Below are 17,500 nucleotides of genomic sequence, written 5' to 3' on the forward strand. Positions count from 1 at the left end.
AAAACATGGAACCTCAAATAAAAACACAAGTAATCATTCTTGGAGGTGGTATTACTGGATTATCTGCCGCACTATACTTAAAACAACAAGGCGTTGAGTTCATTTTGGTTGAAAAACACAAGGGTACTTCTATTTATCCCAGAGCAAGAACTATTGACGTAAGAACAATGGAACTTTTTAGAGGGCTTGGATTAAGCGAGGTGTTACAGGAAGGAGGAAAGGATTTAGCTCCTGCTTGGGGGATTTTAAAGGGAGAAAATATGCTAGAGGCCATAAAAAATCCTGTAGAGAAAATTGTCCCGGATCAATTAATAGCCGCTCAAAAAGAAATGAAAGCACTGGCTGAAAAATCACCAGAGAAGGTATGCCGTTGCACGCAGGATATTAGTGAAGCCATTATTTATGACAAGGCATTTGAGCAAGGTTCTGACCTTCGTTTTTTCCATGAAATGGTATCATTTGAACAAAATGAAAATAATGTAAAAGTTTTAATTAAAGACAGAGCAACAGGTAAAAATCAAACTATCGTAGCCGATTATTTGATTGCTGCAGATGGTGCTAATAGTGCAGTAAGAAGCCAGTTAAATATTCCTACCTACGGTAATATAGAGGGCACTCATTTCCTGAATATATATTTCGAGGCGGATCTTGAAGAGGTAGTAAAAGGTAGGGAGTTTAGCCAGTTTTTATTAAATACCCAGGAGAGAACGGGCTTCCTCCTGACTATCAATAACAAAAATAAGTGGGCATTTCATTTGCGATATTATCCGGAAAAAGGAGAAACGTTGGAAGATTATCCTAATGAGAAATTAGTTAATATTCTTCAAGAGGTGTTGGGCATTTCGGATGTAAAGATTTCCCTCATAAAGGTTTTACCTTGGCAATTAACAGTCAGAATTGCGGAATACCTCCGGGATAACCGTATTTTTCTTGCTGGCGATTCGGCTCATACCATGACACCTTATGCAGGGAAAGGAGCTAACACTGGTATTCAAGATGTACAGAACTTGTCATGGAAGCTTGCTGCAGTGCTAAAGAAACAGGCTTCAAAATCTTTATTGGAGACTTATAATACGGAGAGGCAACCTGTGGGAGCACACTACGCCACCATATCAGGAGAGCTGGCTGATACAAACGGATTAATAAGAAATTCTCTTATGGTAACAAAAGGGAAAGATCTATTAGGACTTCCTAATTATGGATATGTATCATCTGCTGTAATCAGAAATGAGGATTTGCCTTTTACCTACTTTACAGGCGAGCCAGGTACAAGGCTGCCACATCTTTGGCTTGATGAGGAATGTAAAACGTCTTCTCTGGATTGGGCGAAAGGCGATTTTATATTGATTGCCAATGCACATGAAGACTGGAAAACAGAATGTAACATGCTGCTACAGCAGTTAAAAGTAAATATTCGTGTCATTCATATTGATGATCAGGAAATACTAGGAAAATGGAAATCGATTACCGGAACTTTAGATAATGAAGCATTATTAGTAAGGCCAGACGATTTTGTGGCTGCTAAAGTAACTCCAGGTATTTTAATGGCTACATTAAACACAATTTTGGGGAAAGTATCTTAGGGGAATGCTTGCTATGAGGTGTCAGGGTATAATATGAAACCCTTATAAATGTCACTAAAGGTAGATTTTGTTCTCAATCTATTATAGAAAATGTTGAGACAAGTATTTTATATCATGGGGGATGATTTTATTTTTATTAACAATTTAAAAGCTGGGCATTAGGTTTTAATTAACGTATTTCATCCCCCAATTATATAATTCGTTAATGATAGGCTCTAGTTCTTTCCCTTTTTTAGTTAAAGTATATTCTACAGTAGGCGGTACAGTGGCGTAGACCTTTCTGGTTACTATCTTATTTGCTTCCATATTTTTCAATTCTTTTACTAACATTCGTGTATTAATGTTGGGTATAATTCGCTCTAACTCGCTAAACCTGTGCTTGCCGGCAAACAGTGCATAGATTATCGACATCGACCACTTACCACCAATTACAGTCAGGATTTCTTGCAGCGTGCATCTTTCTTCAGTTTTTTTTGATTTTTTTTCTTTCATAATTAGCTAATAGGCTCAAAACTTTACTATGTGGTATTACTTGACATTCGTGTAACTACTTTCAAAAGTAAAGTATTGTACATTATTTTGCTCAAAATTTTAAAGAAATAAAATGATGAAGACATTAAATGGAAAAGTAGCTTTAGTAACAGGTGGCACAAAAGGAATAGGAAAGGCCATAACCACCGGGTTAATAGAGAAAGGAGCGATTGTAGTGGTAACAGCTCGCACTGAACCTCAGAATAATGCAGAAAGCTATCATTTTATAGCCGCAGACCTTACTTTGCCAGAAAGTACTGAATTGGTGGCTACTCAAATATTGGATAGATATGGAAGAATAGATATTATCGTTAATAACGCAGGGGCTAATTTAAGCCCGGGAGGAGGTTATAGCACGCTTAATGACCAAGATTGGAACAACGATTGGCAGTTAAATTTTATGGCGGCTGTCCGTATAAATAAGCTTTTATTACCAACCATGATTACTCAAAAAAGTGGTGTAATTATTAATATTTCGACAGGAGCAGCAAAACAACCTATTTGGGAAATGACCATGTCATATTCATCTGCCAAAGCAGCATTGAATGCTTATAGCAAAGCGCTGGCAAATGAGGTAGGTAGCAACGGAGTGCGTGTAAATACAGTTTCTCCTGGAGTAGTAAAAACACCATTGATGTTAGAGTTTGTCGAGAATATGGCCAAATCTTCCAATATAACGTCTGATGAAGCCTTTGATGCCGTAATGAATGCTGTAGGAGTGCCGTTGGGCAGGATGGCCGAACCGAAAGAAATTGCAGATTTGGTGTCGTTCCTAGCTTCTTCAGAAGCTCATTATATTACTGGAGCCAATTATTCTATTGATGGCGGAGCTTTGCCTACTGTATGATAAGAGAAGGTTTGACTTGAGTTTTAGCGAGGTGAAATATGACTCTATTTCGAGTGTACGGCACCTCGTGATTTAGTTTTGGATGGCTCACCTCAAATGCTGTAACGAGTGGAATAGTATAGTATAATTTTGGTATCTTAAAATCGGTATTTATGCTATAAGTTTAAATTAGTGCAGAATTAGGGTTGTAGCTCTAAAACTTAAAAAATGAATGGAACAAATCAGGCAATACTTCGAGCGCTCAATTCAGCAAAAAATATGCGATAAAGAATGGCAGTTTTTTGTCTCTAAGCTGATAAGGAAAGAATTTCCTAAGAAATACGTTTTATTGGAATTGGGCCAAATAGAAGACTGCCTTTCTTTTGTGGAGGTAGGGATAGTACGTCACTATATTCCTAAAATAGAAAACGACCTCACGTTTACATTCGTATTTGCCAATGATTTTACTAGTGGTTACGACTCTTTTCTCACAAGAACACCCTCTACGTACCAAATACAAGCCTTAACCAATACAGTGTTATGGCAAATAACACATACTGATTTGCAATGCATATATAAAGAAACTGAAGTAGGCCATTTGATTGGTCGAAAAGCCAGCGAAGGATTGTTTTTGAAAAAGTCTAAACGTGAGCTTTCTCTTTTGAATGAGAGTGCAGAGCAACGTTATGTCAATTTGTTTACCGATCAGCCGCATCTTATTAAGGAAATACCTTTGAAATATCTAGCGTCATATGTTGGAGTGACCCCTCAGGCTTTAAGTAGGATACGCAAACGCATTTCTTAACCGAGGTTCATTGTTTCGTTTTGCCAATGTGGTGACTTTTGTCATAAAACAATTGAAATGAAACCTATAATTGTATTGATTTCTGTATTTGCCATTTCATTGGCGATAAACAAAATTTTTCAGGGAAGTTATGAATTCGCTTTTTCTGCCCGGTTGGCTATGTCCATCATGTTGTTATTTACAGCTATGGGGCATTTTGCTTTTACCACAGGAATGTCTATGATGCTGCCTTCTTTTATTCCACTAAAAGAAGAGGTAGTTTACTTTACAGGTGTTGTAGAAATAGCAGCAGCCATAGGACTGTTTATTCCAAATTTTAGATTGGTTACGGCCTGGCTGTTAATCATGTTTTTCATTCTAATACTTCCTGCTAATATTTATGCATCTATAAAACATGTTAACTTTCAAAAAGGAACTTTTGATGGCAACGGACTTAATTATTTGTGGTTTAGAGTACCATTACAAGTGTTGTTCATCGTTTGGGTGTACATGTCGAGCATAAAACGGTAAGGTTTTAAGGGGTTTTGCTCTGAAAATTCTTTGTTGAGCGATAGTCCGTTGGAGTAACTCCAAACTTATCGTGGAAGCTTTTAGTGAAATTGGCCAAGTCATTGAATCCACAATCAAAGGTAATATTAGTAATTCTTTCATCTGATGCTAGCAGTAGTTCTGCTGCTCTTTCTAGCTTTTTACTTTTGAGGTAGCTAGCGGGTGAGTCATTGTATAATTTCTTAAACTCTCTTTTAAAAGAAGAGAGACTAAGGTTAGCTTTTGCGGCTAGCTCTTCTACATTGACTTGAGAAAAGAGGTTGGCTTCTACAATTTGTCTTATACTATACGTGATAGGAGAAAAAAGCTGTGATAGTATTACCTGTACAGTTTGCGCATTTTGGGTTTGAGATAATAGTAGAACAATCTCTTTTAACTTTAAAATCAAGATTTCATCATTAACCAAAGAAGGGTTTTCAAAATAAAACAAAAGCCCTTCAATATATTTTTGAATTAAAAAATCATTTTTTACTCCAGTATTAGATTGATTGGATATTTCGTCATGTTTACGAAAAATTAATGGTAACTCTTTGTCGTATATCTTCTTTAATATGTCGATGTGAAAAGTAACAATTACAATTTCCCCATTGCTACCATTGAGGTCTTTTATTTGTTTGCCAGGGTGTAGGCAATTTAACAGTAATGCATGATTAGCAGGAATGTCTTTAGATACATCCTGAAATTGAAATTGCATATCTCCATTTCTCATGTACAAGAAACATGCTTGCTCGGCAGTAGGAAAGGCAAAATCAAAAGGAGGGGTTATGACCACTTTTTGAAGAAATTGCTTACCAAACAAATCAATTTTTTTATAATCAATGACCATGCTTAGGTTTAAAGTAGTAAAGTTAATAAACAATGCCTATTGCAACCTGACTAAGTTATGCAGTATTACAAGGCATTGTTACTAAAATAATCAGCTTTTAGTCTATAGAAATATGTGCTTCTGAACTAATATTAATGCTCAGTGCCTTTGATATAAGACAATTGCTCTCTGCCTCTTTTGTTATGGCTTCAAATTCTTTATGGCTAATGCCCGATACATTGGCATAGATAGATAAATGTACTCCTGTAATATTGAAGTCTTCCATGGTTACTGTAGCTTCAGTATTTAAAGACCTTGGCTCTAGGCCTTTTTCTGTTAAAGCAAAACCAACGGCCATAGTAAAGCATCCGGCATGCGATGCTGCTAGTAGTTCTTCAGGATTAGTGCCTATTTCATCATTTTCAAAACGTGTTTTAAAGCTGTAGTTAGTTTTGTCTAATGCCTTACTTTCTGTGGTTAATTGACCTTTGCCGGTTTTAATAGTTCCTTTCCAGTATGCTTTTGCTGTTCGTTTCATTACGTGCTGAGTTAAATGCTATTGCCATTATTGGCAGGTACAAAATTGGTTTGCTCAGCTAATTATGAGTTGGTCAATTGGCTCAAAAATTTGATCATTTAGGCCAGCGATCTACACTTTCAATTACTAACTATTAATGTTCTTTTAAAACTGCTGTTCTTATGAAATTGGTCTAAATACACAAACTAATGGCCTTTTTCTCAAAATGCCAATACTCAAAATGCTTCAGGTTTGCATGGTAAATAGTTGCTTACCCTTAAGTTATAGTTGAGCCCGATTAGGTGGTGGTGGCATTGTATTGAAAAATCAATGCAGCCCTTACATCACCATATAAACCTCGCTATACACAAGGGATTAAAATCAATAATTAAAAGATAGAATAATGATGAAAATGATTAAAGGAATTGCACTGTTGTTGATGTTGGCATTCGCCTTAAATGCGTGTTCTGATGATGATGATGGGGCTACAAAAGAAAAGCCTTCTACTTATGTATTGGTGCATGGTGCATGGCAAGCGTCCTTTGTTTGGGATAAAGTAAAAGCCAAGTTAGAAGAAAGCGGTAATAAAGTGGTTAAGGTGGAGTTGCTTGGCCATGGAGATGACCTCACACCTGTTGCAGAAATAACTTTTGAAGGATACGTAAAGCAGGTCACTGATGTTATTGAATCCTTACAAACACCTGTGGTACTGGTGGGGCATAGTCTGGGAGGAGCCATAGTCACTCAGGCAGCGTGCAAATTGCCTGAAAGCATAGATAGGCTGATTTATGTGGCTGGTTTTATTCCCAAAAGCGGTAGTAGTGTTTTTGAATATTCGGGTATGGATGAAGGAACTTCTATACCATCGGCTTTGGAGTTTTCTGAAGATGGAAGTACGGTGACTATAGCCAACCCTAAAGTTAATATGCATGATATATTCTGTCAGTATGGCTCTGAAGAGGACCTTGATTTATTGGAGCAAAAACTTCGTCCAGAGCCTGAAGTGGCAGCGGGCACGCCACTCAATTATAGTGCTGAAATTTACAAGAGCATTGCTAATAAATACTATGTGTTCACCACTGAAGATAAGGCAATTAGTTATCCGTTTCAGCAGCAAATGGCGAGAGAAGCTAAAGTCACTGATACTTATGAAATAGAAGCCGGACATAGCCCTTTTCTTTCCAAACCAGATGAATTAGTAATGATCTTTAATGCTATAACTCATCAATAAACGGGGTGAATAGAGGCTTTGGCTAGTTGTGTAAGCAGTGGGGGATTTTGGTGTGCAGCAGCATATTGAGCCAAAAGAACAAATGACTGAGCTGATTTACTAAAGGCTATATCTCTTTACCAGCCAATTTTGTACTGCATTAAATATAGTTAAATCATGAGTAATAATAATGAATCATCAGCAAGCAAGCTGCATGGTGCTGCGGCACTTAGAAATATCTATTTCCTACGGGTGGCTTTTTCTGTAATATGGGCTATCTCACTCGTTGTGGCCCTAAAGTCTAATGCAGTAATCGCTAATATATTGTTTGTCGTTTATCCTCTATGGGATGCAGTAGCCATTTGGCTAGATCTTAAAGCTAGCACCTCTAATGCTTCAAAAACGCCACAGTATATTAATTTAATAATTAGTGTATTAACGGGAGTTGCGGTGTTACTGGCGCTGCGAATAGGAGTGCCAACAGCCATGGTAGTGATAGGCACCTGGGCTATAATAGCCGGACTCATGCAGCTGATTTTGGGACTAAAGAGGCGACAGCAGATAGGAGGGCAGTGGCCGATGATTATTAGTGGTGCCCAGTCAGCTATAGCAGGTTTGTTTTTTATTATAAAGGCCAATGACCCTAAAATGGGTGTTGCCAGCCTGATAGGTTACTCCTTGTTTGGGGCTTTTTATTTTCTCCTAACTGCAGTGAGTTTGCACTTCAAAATAAAGAAACAGGCACAAGTACAATAGTAGACAGCTGTTACATAAGTAGAAAGCCAATAGGTTGAAATCTCACTTTCAAATTAAATTAATAGATAAAGCCAGCAATTACTGTTTGCTGGCTTTATCTATTTTTAAGTAGAATATAGAAAGGAACAAGTGATTCTAGTTGCATCTAAGTTTATGTAAGATGCTGCAGATCATTTTTTATGCCTGAGTGCCAACATTAAACTATACAAACCAATGTGGCATTCCGATCATAATTCGTAGTATAAGTGTTGGCATGAAGTGTTTTGGATATGATGTTTTATTCAGTAGGCTACAAGCTAAGATGTAGTACTTCAGTTTTGTTACTAACTAAAGGTGAGTGTGTTATAAATAAGATAAAACCTTGTTTTGGCTAAAACAACCGTAGGTTTGGCTAAAGACATTTTTGATTACCTGCAGACATTTGCATTGTTAATTATTTATAAATTTAAAAACACAGAAGATGTCAAACAAAATAGCTTTAGTAACAGGTGGCAGTAGAGGTTTAGGTAGAGATATGGCTATCAACCTTGCAAAAAAAGGAATAGATTTAGTGATTACATATCATTCTAATAAGGGCGCTGCCAAAGAAGTAATTAAAGAAGTTGAAAATATAGGTCAAAAGGCTATAGCTCTACAGCTTGATGTAACCGAATTGTCAAGTTTTGACGAGTTTGTTATTACCTTAAAAAATTCGTTAAACACCAATTTTAATACAGACAAAATTGATTATCTTGTTAATAACGGAGGTTTTATTTATTTCAGTTTTATTAAGGATGTAAACGAAGCACAACTAGACGATTTGTTTAATGTTCACTTTAAAGGTCCTTTTTTCTTAACTCAAAAGTTACAAGAAAGTATCAATGATAATGGTGGAATTGTCAACGTTTCTACAGGGTTGGCTCGTTTTTCTAAACCTGGATTTGGAGTTTACGCAGCTGCGAAAGGCGCCATGGAGACAATCACAAAATATCAGGCTCAGGAATTAGGCCAAAGAGGTATAAGAGTGAATGTAATTGCTCCTGGACCTATTGAAACAGATGTGATGGGCGGAGTAGTGAGAGATAACAAAGAAATGAATGCTCATCTTGCTTCTGAGACAGCACTCGGACGTGTAGGACTACCTGACGATATCGGCTCTGTTGTTGCTTTTCTCTGTACTGAAGATTCTAAATGGATAAACGGTCAGCGAATTGAAATTGCTGGTGGCATGATTCTTTAAATTTACCAAAGTAAACAGTGAATGATACCGTACTTTCATTCACTGTTATATTCTAAATATGTGATGAAACAAATCAGAAAAGTTAATACCATTTCAGACTATCATAAAGTTAGATGTCTGGAAAATCCTAAGCACCCACTTATTAGTTTGGTGGATTACTCCCAAATAGTGGATTTGGCTTATGACAATAACAGTAGTTGGGTACATAATTTCTACTCCATTGCTATGAAGAAGAATTTGGATGCCAAAATGGTATACGGGCAGCAAGAGTATGATTTTGATGAAGGAGTAATGTCTTTTATGGCACCTAATCAAGTACTAAATATTGTGGTAAATAAGGAAGGTGTTAATACAAGTAGATCTGGATGGTTGTTATTTTTTCATAAAGATTTTATATGGAATACGCAGCTTGCAACTACCATTAAGAAATATGAATTTTTCGATTATGGAATTAATGAAGCATTATTTGTCTCTGACAAGGAGCAACAAATCATGGAGTTGATATTTCAGAATATTTACAATGAAATAGACACTAATATTGATGCATACAGTCAAAATATAATCATAACACAAATAGAGTTATTGTTAAACTATTCAGAACGATTTTATAACCGACAGTTCATTACCAGAAAGAAAAGTAGTCATCATATTTTGACACAATTAGAATCATTATTGAACGACTACTTCAATAGTGATGAACTAATAAATAAAGGTTTACCTACCGCTCAGTTTGTAGCTGAATCGCTAAATATATCGCCCAATTATTTAAGTGGCTTACTCAAATCTCTTACGGGCTCTAATACCAGACAACATATACATCAAAAGCTTATTGAAAAGGCTAAAGAAAAACTTTCTACTACCGGGCTTACCGTCAGTGAAATAGCCTATGAGTTGGGCTTTGAACATGTACAATCTTTCAATAAATTGTTTAAAACTAAAACCCAGCAATCACCTTTGGAATTTAGAGCTAGTTTTAATGGCACAGCATAAAATTGAAAAGCATCTTAAATTTGAGCAATTTTCCAAAATCTGAACAAATGGAGTTAGTAATTACAGATATGCTTTTAACTTAGAAGGAATAAAATTTCCGTCTTTGCTGTTGGTAAGCAGAGTACCGAGTTTATCATGTAGTTATGTCCAACATTTCAAATCCGTTCGTGCTTGCTTTAAAAGCTCGCAATTTAACTGTCGAAATTCATCATCATTCTGCTTTTCAAATGGTTTTGTCAAACGACAGGCCATTCAATTCTACTATTAATGGCGTACTATGCGAGAAAATTCATGGTTTTATCATTAAACCACAGGTGAAACATCATTGTGTAGCAGAAACAGGAACACTTAATGTGGTAAACATTGAACCTTATTCCAATATCGGATTAGAACTGTCGCGCAGATTTGAGAATAATGAAGACTATATTGTCTTTAATTCGCCATTAGAAGCCAGTGCTTTTTTCCATTTGGAAACAGAAACCTTTGATGTTTATGCAATTATTGAAGCCTTACTTACCAAAATACCTGCATTGAATTATGACGAACGGGTTTCTAAAATTATAGAATACATCCATTCTAACTTTGCTAATCAGGGTATTACGCCACAAACATTTGCCGACATAGTTTTTCTTTCTCCGTCTCGTTTGGCTTCATTATTCAAAGAACAAACTGGCAGCAGCTTGTCAAGATATTTATTATGGACAAGGCTGCGCCAGGCAATAATTCTTACCCTTTCAGAAAAGGAAAGAAACCTTACTGACATTGCTCATGATACTGGTTTTTATGACCAACCCCAATTCAATAAATACATGTATGAGATGTTTGGTATGCCACCCAAAGCCCTAAAGCATAACAGTGATTTGATAGAAGTCTATTGGTAGTGGTAAGAGCAATTGCTAAACCAAACATAGTGATCTGATACAAGTTTGCTGCAAGCCCATTTTTCACCTTTGCATTGTTAGTTTAAACATTTAAAAGGAGCAAAATGAAAGCAATAGCATATAATAAATTTGGAAATACAGATGTTTTAAAAATTGTAGACGAATCAATACCTGCAGTAAAGCCTAATCAGGTTTTAGTAAAAGTTAAAGCTGTTTCTATTAATCCAATGGATTGGAAGATCAGGAAGGGTGAAATGAAGCTCATGTCTGGATCTAAATTTCCGCGTCATACTGGGGTTGATTTTGCTGGTATTGTTGAAGCTACTGGCCATTCCGTTACGGCCTTTAAAAAGGGAGATGAAGTTTTTGGAGTAGTAAAAAATAACATGAAAGATGGTGCCTTGGCTGAGTATGTTGCGGTGCCCGCCTCCTTGGTTTGGAAAAAACCTGTTGGTTTAAATTTTAAGCAGGCTGCTTCTATTCCTATTGTCGGTACCACTGCGTTGACAGCTATGGAGAAGATGGGTAACATTACTGCTCAAACAAAAATTCTTGTCAACGGTGCCACTGGAGGATTTGGTATGTTTTTACTACAATTACTCAGAGAAAAAGGAGCTCACGTAACGGCAGTAACTAGCACAAAAGCTATCACTAATGCAAAGAGATGGGGAGCAGATGAAGTTATAGATTATACCCAGAAAGATGTGCTTACGCAAAAACAGACCTACGAAATCATTATTGATCTGTCAGGGAAAATGAGTTATGCGAAAGCGAAAAGGATAATGAAACGCAGGTCCCGGTTTTTAAATGTTACGCCTCAGCCTATTGAAATCCCTACCTCAATTTTCAAGAACCTATTTACAGACAAAAAGCAGATCATGGTACTGTCTTCTCCTTCGGTAAAGTATATCGATAAATTGATCAAGGCAATAAACGAAGGTTTACAAATAGAGGTGAGCCAAGTTTTTCCTTTGGAGCAATCCATTGAGGCGTATCAGTACGCTGAAAAAGGAGGTATCATCGGTAAAGTCGCTATAGAAGTCAGCTAAGCTCTTCTAGGCAGATATAAATAATCATTTGCGTCTGGTGACGAGAGGAAGTGTATCGGTAATCGACAAGTCTAAATGAAGAGGGCTGAGTATTCCATAACAGTGATCTGATACAATTTTGTGGCCATCGCTTTATCCACCTTTACATCATCAAACATTAAAATTAAAAGAAATGAAAAAGAACATAGTAGTACTTGGTGCCACCGGAACAGTAGGCAGTAAAGTTTCAGAAATCCTAATAAACGAAGGTCATCATGTCACTCTGATAGCCAGACAGCCCGAACGGTTAGAAAAGTTTCGCAGTTTGGGAGCAAATATTATAGCTGGTGATATAAACGATGTTGAAATGTTGGGCAATGCGTTCAAAAATACTGATAGTGCATTCCTTATTTTACCTGACAATGTAAAGGCGGAAAATACCCGACTTTATCAAAGGCAGGTTACGAGCCAGTTGATCAAAGCCATTGAAGAATCAGGCATCCGTTATATTGTAAACATGAGTAGCCTGGGATCTCACATGCATGAAGGCAATGGCATGATGGCAGGAACCGGAGAGCAGGAGGTTCGACTCAATCAATTGAACGATGTTAATGTGCTGCATATTCGATCAGCGTATTTTATGGATAATTTCCTTAGAACTATTGGCTTGGTGAAAAGTCAGGGAATCAATGGAACTGTTGCCGATGGAGACCATGCCATTCCTATGATTGCCACCAAAGATTTGGCTAAAGTAATAGCTGCTCATTTGGTGAATCTTGATTTCAAGGGTAAGAGCGTAGAACCCGTGATGGGCCCCAGAGATTACACCTACCGTGAATTTACCAGCATTATCGGCCAAGCTATTGCGAACCCTGAATTGCCATACGTTCAGATACCGGTGGAGAAGGCCAAGGAAATCTTTTTAGGCAATGGGTTTTCAGAAGATTTTGTTGGTAACCTGATTGAGATGGGCACTGCGGTAAAAACAGGATTCATGAACTATCAAAAGAGAGATGAATCCACAATAACTGCTACCACAGCGGAAGACTTCGTGCAGGAGGTGTATAAGCCAATTTATAATAGCTAGCATAGAAATGGGGAAGTAGCTGTTAGGGCATAGTTTGTATGCAATAGCACTAACAGCTACTTATCTAATATTTGGTTAAGTATTCTGTCTCTTAAGATTAATTTCAGCTATAAGCATAGCAAGAGTGATGAGGCTTCCGCCAATTAAAATCTCACTGGTAAACTTTTCGTTTAAAATTATGATACCCGCAATGGTGGCAAAAACAGGTTCAAATAAGTACGTTAAAGCTATTTTTTCCTCTGCTAAATATCTTTGCGCCACATTTTGCACTCCATACATAAAGGCAGTGGCTGGTAGAGCCGCAAATAAGACTCCCGTCCAAAAACCATTGGTATCAGGCAGCCACGTAGTACTCTTATCTAATAACGCAAATATAAGGCAGCCAAGGGCACAAAAAAGCATGAGTAATATAACACTGGGCATGGGTTTTTCTTCATTAGAAAACCTACCTACTTGCAAAACATAAAAGGCAAATGCAAGGGCACATGCTGTCATCCATATATCACCTGTGTTTAAACTTAAACCGTCTCTAACAACAATGATGTACAGGCCTGTTAATGCAAGGGCGCAGGCAATCCATATTTTTGGCGCTACCTTTCTTTTATAAACCAAAAATTTCAAAACCGGAATTAAGATTACATCTAGGCCGGTAATAAATGCAGCATTAGAAACGGTAGTATATTTTAGGCCAATGGTTTGCAGTATGGTACCTGTGAGTAGAGGAATACCAATCAAAATACTTATGCGCAGCGTTTTTTTTGTAATATACCGTAGTTGTTTGTAGCATATAGCTGCTAAGAAAAATGCAGCAACAAGAAATTTGTAATATAAAAATACAAAAGGGGAACCGTCACCCACTCCGGATTTTACAAATGTGAAAGACACGCCCCAAAAGGCGGTACCCAAAATTAAAAAGAATAAATAGAGGTGTTTTTTCTGCATACTAATAGGTTAATTTTGAGACATTAAACTATTAGAGTATGCGCTGTGAAGTGCAAAAGAAAACTAATACCCCCAATTCCTTCTCTAATGTTAGTGTATTAGCTTGTTGTTTTCTTATCCGCACCAAAGATATAAAACATTTTTATTAAGCAAAACCTAGCACTAAAGCACTTATGAAATGGTTAGTTTTCGGATGTAGCTCTTAAAATTGCAGCGTTTTCTGTAAATAGGTAAATATTTAATGCAAGTAGAGGAAGATCACCATAGTAAGCTGAGGTCAAGATAAGGATACAATAAGAAATGGATATTGAGCAAATTTTAGATAAAATTCACCCCATCAATTCTTCATCCAAATTGAAGTTGATTGAGCATTTTGAGGAAATTAAATTACCAAAGAATCAAATCATTATACGTTCGGAAAGAATAGAAAGGAATATATTTTTTATTAAAAAAGGGATAGCTCGTACTTTTTCAGACGTTGATGATAATGAAGTTACTATTGCGTTTGGTGAAGAAGGAGACTCCATAATATCACTTAAGAGCTATATTCTTAATGAGCGAGGCTACGAAAATATAGAGCTGTTAGAAGACTGCGAACTTTACAAAATTAGCTCTTCAAACCTGCTCAACTTATATGCCTCGGATATTGACATTGCTAATTGGGGTAGGAAATTTGCCGAGCAGGAGTTGATTAAAGCGGAGCAAAGGTTCATCTCAAATCAACTAGGAACAGCAACAGAGCGTTACTTAGAACTCCTGAAAAAACACCCCACTTTGATCCAAAGGGTTTCTTTGGGGCTTATAGCTTCATATTTAGGCATTACACAGGTGTCTTTAAGTAGAATAAGAGCAAATATCATATAGCATTCATTATTTATCATTTGTTAAATTTTTCTTCAATTCATATTAAGACCTTTGTTTCAAAATATAGAAGGTTGTGAATTGGATTGTATTAATTATTGCGGGTTTATTTGAAGTTGCTTTTGCATTTTGTTTAGGAAAGGCGAAGGAAGCATCTGGCAATGAAATGTATTTTTGGTATGCTGGTTTTTTGGTTGCTCTTATGGCTAGCATGACGCTTTTGATTAAAGCAACCCAAACATTGCCCATCGGAACTGCCTATTCTGTTTGGACCGGGGTAGGGGCGGTTGGCACTGTACTTTTAGGAATATTAGTGTTTAAAGAACCTGCCACGTTTTGGCGCATACTATTTCTCACCACTTTGATAGGTTCAATTATTGGGCTAAAAGCCGTTTCTAACTGATTAATAAAAAAGCAATGGAGGTATTTATTAGAAAAATAACTGTCAATGACATTCATGAGTTAATGGAACTTGGAAAGTTGACCTTTTCTGAAACTTTTTCTTCAGCAAATAGTGAAGAAAATATGAGAGAGTATTTAGAAAATGGCTTTTCAGCAGAAAAGTTAACATCAGAATTAAATGATGAAAATGCAGAATTTTACTTTGCTCGATTTAATGACCAAAACATTGGGTACTTAAAAGTAAATGTAGGAGAATCTCAATCAGAAATTAAGGATAAAGAGGCGCTGGAGATTGAAAGAATTTATGTGTTAAAAGAGTTTCATGGAAAAAAAGTAGGACAAATTCTTTTTAACAAAGCTGTAGAGTTGGCAAAAGAGAGAAGCATGAAGTACGTATGGCTAGGTGTTTGGGAGCAAAACCCCAGAGCCATTCGGTTTTATCAGAAAAATGGCTTTAAGGCCTTCGATAAGCATGTTTTCAAGCTAGGCAGTGAAGAACAGACGGATATAATGATGAAGCTGAATCTAGATTGAAAAGTAGATCAATAAATAAAACGGAAGTAATTCACTGCCTTGGATACACTACATTTAGCAGGTGCCACGTGGATTATTCGTGCTAGGGCTTACAATGCCTGAAGTTCTGTCAATATTACGGTAAAGTGGCTGATCAATTTTCAAAACAAAATTTCTACTAATGATTACTTCCCAATCCTGATCTGTTAGCTTTGTAGCAAATTTTAATAGTATGATTTCAGTAGATGCCGTAGGTGTCGAGTTTAGCGGCACCACCTTATTTAATAATGTTACATTTAATGTCAATAGCAATGACCGTATTGCCCTTATGGGTAAAAATGGTGCGGGTAAATCAACCCTGCTGAAAATCATTGCTGGGGTAAATAAGCCTACTCATGGTAAAGTATCGTCTCCTGCGGATGCTGTAATTGCCTACTTGCCTCAGCACTTGCTCACTGAAGATGACTGCTCTGTATTTGATGAAGCATCTAAAGCTTTTGCTAAAATAAATAATATGAAAGTGCGTATAGATGAGCTTAACCACCAGCTCGAAACGCGCACAGATTATGAGTCTGAAGCTTATAGTAAAATTATTGAAGAGGTATCTGAGCTGAGCGAGAAGTTTTATAGCATAGAAGAGGTAAACTTTGATGCCGAAGTAGAGAAGACATTGCTGGGATTAGGTTTTGAGCGTGAAGACTTTACTAAACCTACAAATGAGTTTAGTGGAGGATGGCGTATGCGTATAGAATTAGCCAAAATACTTTTAAAGAAGCCCGATCTTATATTGCTAGATGAGCCAACCAATCATCTGGATATAGAATCGGTGCAGTGGCTAGAAAACTTCTTGAAAAATAGCGCCAAGGGAGTAATTGTAATCAGTCACGATAAGGCCTTTGTGGATGCACTGACTAACCGTACTATTGAAATTACCAGAGGTCGTATTTATGACTACCGCACCAATTATTCGCATTACCTAGAACTTCGTAAAGAAAGAAGAGAGCAACAGCAAAAGCAGTTTGATGATCAGGCCAAACAAATTGCCGAGATACAACAGTTTATAGATCGTTTTAAAGGAACTTACTCTAAGACGCTACAGGTACAATCTCGTGTGAAAATGCTAGAGAAAATGGAGATTGTGGAAGTAGATGAAGTAGATACATCTAGCCTTAATATTAAGTTTCCTCCTGCACCAAGATCAGGTAAATATCCTGTTATTGTGGATGGACTTAGCAAGTCATATGGTGATCATCTGGTGTTTAAGGACGCTACATTTACCATTGCACAAGGTGATAAGGTAGCCTTTGTAGGTAAGAATGGTGAAGGTAAGTCTACTATGGTGAAAGCTATAATGGGTGAAATTGACTTTGATGGTACCTTGCAAGTAGGGCACAATAGCAAAATTGGTTATTTTGCTCAGAATCAGGCTGCCTTGCTAGATGAGAACCTCACCGTATTTCAGACGGTGGATGAAATAGCACAAGGAGATGTAAGAACTAAGATTAAAGATCTGTTAGGAGCTTTTATGTTTAGTGGAGATGCGATAGAGAAAAAGGTGAAAGTGCTTTCTGGTGGTGAGCGTACAAGGTTGGCGATGATTAAGTTATTGCTACAACCAGTTAACCTATTGATACTCGATGAGCCTACCAACCACTTAGATATTAAAACTAAAGATATTCTTAAAGACGCGCTTAGAGACTTTGAAGGAACTATCATTTTAGTTTCACACGATCGTGACTTTCTAGATGGCTTAGCTCAAAAAGTATTTGAATTTGGTAATAAACGCATCTTGGAGCATTTTGAAGATATCAATGGCTTCCTTCGAAACAAGAAGATGGAGAACCTGAAAGAGATAGAAAGACCGAAATAATATTTATTTATAGTAGCACGAGCCTCTTGCTCGTGCCAAATTCCTAGAGTGTATTAGTGGCTACTGTGTAGCCATTTTTTTTGTGCTCCGCTCAAAATAAATAAGTTAAAAATTCACTCAATAAC

At 37.0% G+C, this 17,500-nt stretch carries 19 protein-coding genes; 15 read left to right on the plus strand and 4 right to left on the minus strand.

The features are described from left to right. Positions 1-5 precede the first annotated feature (5 nt). Positions 6-1,583 carry an FAD-dependent oxidoreductase gene (locus tag ACXACQ_RS16020; RefSeq protein WP_474976975.1) on the plus strand — a complete coding sequence of 526 codons (1,578 nt, stop codon included), beginning with the start codon at positions 6-8 and terminating at the stop codon, positions 1,581-1,583. Positions 1,584-1,748: 165 nt separating this feature from the next. Here the strand turns inward: ACXACQ_RS16020 and ACXACQ_RS16025 are convergent, their stop codons facing one another. Then, positions 1,749-2,075 carry a winged helix-turn-helix transcriptional regulator gene (locus ACXACQ_RS16025; RefSeq protein WP_474976976.1) on the minus strand — a complete coding sequence of 109 codons (327 nt, stop codon included), beginning with the start codon at positions 2,073-2,075 and terminating at the stop codon, positions 1,749-1,751. A gap of 112 nt (positions 2,076-2,187) precedes the next feature. Here ACXACQ_RS16025 and ACXACQ_RS16030 point away from each other — a divergent pair, with 112 nt between their 5' ends. The 3 genes from ACXACQ_RS16030 (at position 2,188) to ACXACQ_RS16040 (ending at position 4,255) form a co-directional block, all read left to right on the plus strand. After that, positions 2,188-2,961: an SDR family oxidoreductase gene (locus tag ACXACQ_RS16030; RefSeq protein WP_474976977.1), complete on the plus strand. Its 774-nt coding sequence runs from the start codon at positions 2,188-2,190 to the stop codon at positions 2,959-2,961. Between the two features lie 211 nt (positions 2,962-3,172). Further along, on the plus strand, positions 3,173-3,745 hold the full coding sequence (locus tag ACXACQ_RS16035) for a Crp/Fnr family transcriptional regulator (RefSeq protein ID WP_474976978.1): 573 nt from the start codon (positions 3,173-3,175) through the stop codon (positions 3,743-3,745). 57 nt (positions 3,746-3,802) lie between these two features. Beyond that, positions 3,803-4,255, plus strand: a complete 453-nt coding sequence (locus ACXACQ_RS16040; protein WP_474976979.1) for a DoxX family protein — start codon at positions 3,803-3,805, stop codon at positions 4,253-4,255. 4 nt (positions 4,256-4,259) lie between these two features. Here the strand turns inward: ACXACQ_RS16040 and ACXACQ_RS16045 are convergent, their stop codons facing one another. Then, positions 4,260-5,120 carry a helix-turn-helix domain-containing protein gene (locus ACXACQ_RS16045; protein ID WP_474976980.1) on the minus strand — a complete coding sequence of 287 codons (861 nt, stop codon included), beginning with the start codon at positions 5,118-5,120 and terminating at the stop codon, positions 4,260-4,262. 97 nt (positions 5,121-5,217) lie between these two features. Next, positions 5,218-5,637, minus strand: coding sequence for an OsmC family peroxiredoxin (locus ACXACQ_RS16050; protein ID WP_474976981.1), 420 nt, complete (start codon positions 5,635-5,637; stop codon positions 5,218-5,220). 382 nt (positions 5,638-6,019) lie between these two features. Here ACXACQ_RS16050 and ACXACQ_RS16055 point away from each other — a divergent pair, with 382 nt between their 5' ends. The 7 genes from ACXACQ_RS16055 to ACXACQ_RS16085 all read left to right on the plus strand — a co-directional run bounded on the left by ACXACQ_RS16055 (position 6,020) and on the right by ACXACQ_RS16085 (position 12,787). Then, entirely contained in the window at positions 6,020-6,847 is an 828-nt protein-coding gene (locus ACXACQ_RS16055) for an alpha/beta fold hydrolase (RefSeq protein ID WP_474976982.1), read from the plus strand. Positions 6,848-7,003: 156 nt separating this feature from the next. Beyond that, complete coding sequence (locus ACXACQ_RS16060; RefSeq protein WP_474976983.1) at positions 7,004-7,582, plus strand: DUF308 domain-containing protein; 579 nt, start codon at positions 7,004-7,006, stop codon at positions 7,580-7,582. A gap of 460 nt (positions 7,583-8,042) precedes the next feature. Further along, a complete protein-coding gene (locus tag ACXACQ_RS16065) occupies positions 8,043-8,801 on the plus strand; it encodes an SDR family oxidoreductase (RefSeq protein WP_474976984.1) in 759 nt (252 codons plus the stop codon). 63 nt (positions 8,802-8,864) lie between these two features. Next, entirely contained in the window at positions 8,865-9,791 is a 927-nt protein-coding gene (locus ACXACQ_RS16070; RefSeq protein ID WP_474976985.1) for a helix-turn-helix domain-containing protein, read from the plus strand. Between the two features lie 143 nt (positions 9,792-9,934). After that, positions 9,935-10,672, plus strand: coding sequence for a helix-turn-helix domain-containing protein (locus ACXACQ_RS16075; RefSeq protein ID WP_474976986.1), 738 nt, complete (start codon positions 9,935-9,937; stop codon positions 10,670-10,672). 104 nt (positions 10,673-10,776) lie between these two features. Beyond that, positions 10,777-11,721 carry an NAD(P)-dependent alcohol dehydrogenase gene (locus ACXACQ_RS16080; protein WP_474976987.1) on the plus strand — a complete coding sequence of 315 codons (945 nt, stop codon included), beginning with the start codon at positions 10,777-10,779 and terminating at the stop codon, positions 11,719-11,721. 172 nt (positions 11,722-11,893) lie between these two features. After that, complete coding sequence (locus ACXACQ_RS16085) at positions 11,894-12,787, plus strand: NmrA family NAD(P)-binding protein (protein WP_474976988.1); 894 nt, start codon at positions 11,894-11,896, stop codon at positions 12,785-12,787. Positions 12,788-12,862: 75 nt separating this feature from the next. Here ACXACQ_RS16085 and ACXACQ_RS16090 read toward each other — a convergent pair whose 3' ends face one another. Next, complete coding sequence (locus ACXACQ_RS16090) at positions 12,863-13,729, minus strand: DMT family transporter (RefSeq protein ID WP_474976989.1); 867 nt, start codon at positions 13,727-13,729, stop codon at positions 12,863-12,865. Positions 13,730-14,029: 300 nt separating this feature from the next. On the opposite strand from ACXACQ_RS16090, the gene ACXACQ_RS16095 reads away from it, so the two are divergent. The 4 genes from ACXACQ_RS16095 (at position 14,030) to ACXACQ_RS16110 (ending at position 17,375) form a co-directional block, all read left to right on the plus strand. Continuing rightward, entirely contained in the window at positions 14,030-14,593 is a 564-nt protein-coding gene (locus ACXACQ_RS16095; protein ID WP_474976990.1) for a Crp/Fnr family transcriptional regulator, read from the plus strand. Positions 14,594-14,666: 73 nt separating this feature from the next. Next, positions 14,667-14,993: a DMT family transporter gene (locus ACXACQ_RS16100; RefSeq protein WP_474976991.1), complete on the plus strand. Its 327-nt coding sequence runs from the start codon at positions 14,667-14,669 to the stop codon at positions 14,991-14,993. Between the two features lie 14 nt (positions 14,994-15,007). Beyond that, positions 15,008-15,526 (plus strand): GNAT family N-acetyltransferase, encoded by a 519-nt coding sequence (locus tag ACXACQ_RS16105; protein ID WP_474976992.1) that lies wholly within the window; start codon positions 15,008-15,010, stop codon positions 15,524-15,526. Positions 15,527-15,737: 211 nt separating this feature from the next. Beyond that, complete coding sequence (locus tag ACXACQ_RS16110) at positions 15,738-17,375, plus strand: ABC-F family ATP-binding cassette domain-containing protein (protein WP_474976993.1); 1,638 nt, start codon at positions 15,738-15,740, stop codon at positions 17,373-17,375. Positions 17,376-17,500 lie beyond the last annotated feature (125 nt).

This window comes from Fulvivirga sp. AWR4_260, assembly GCF_056158185.1.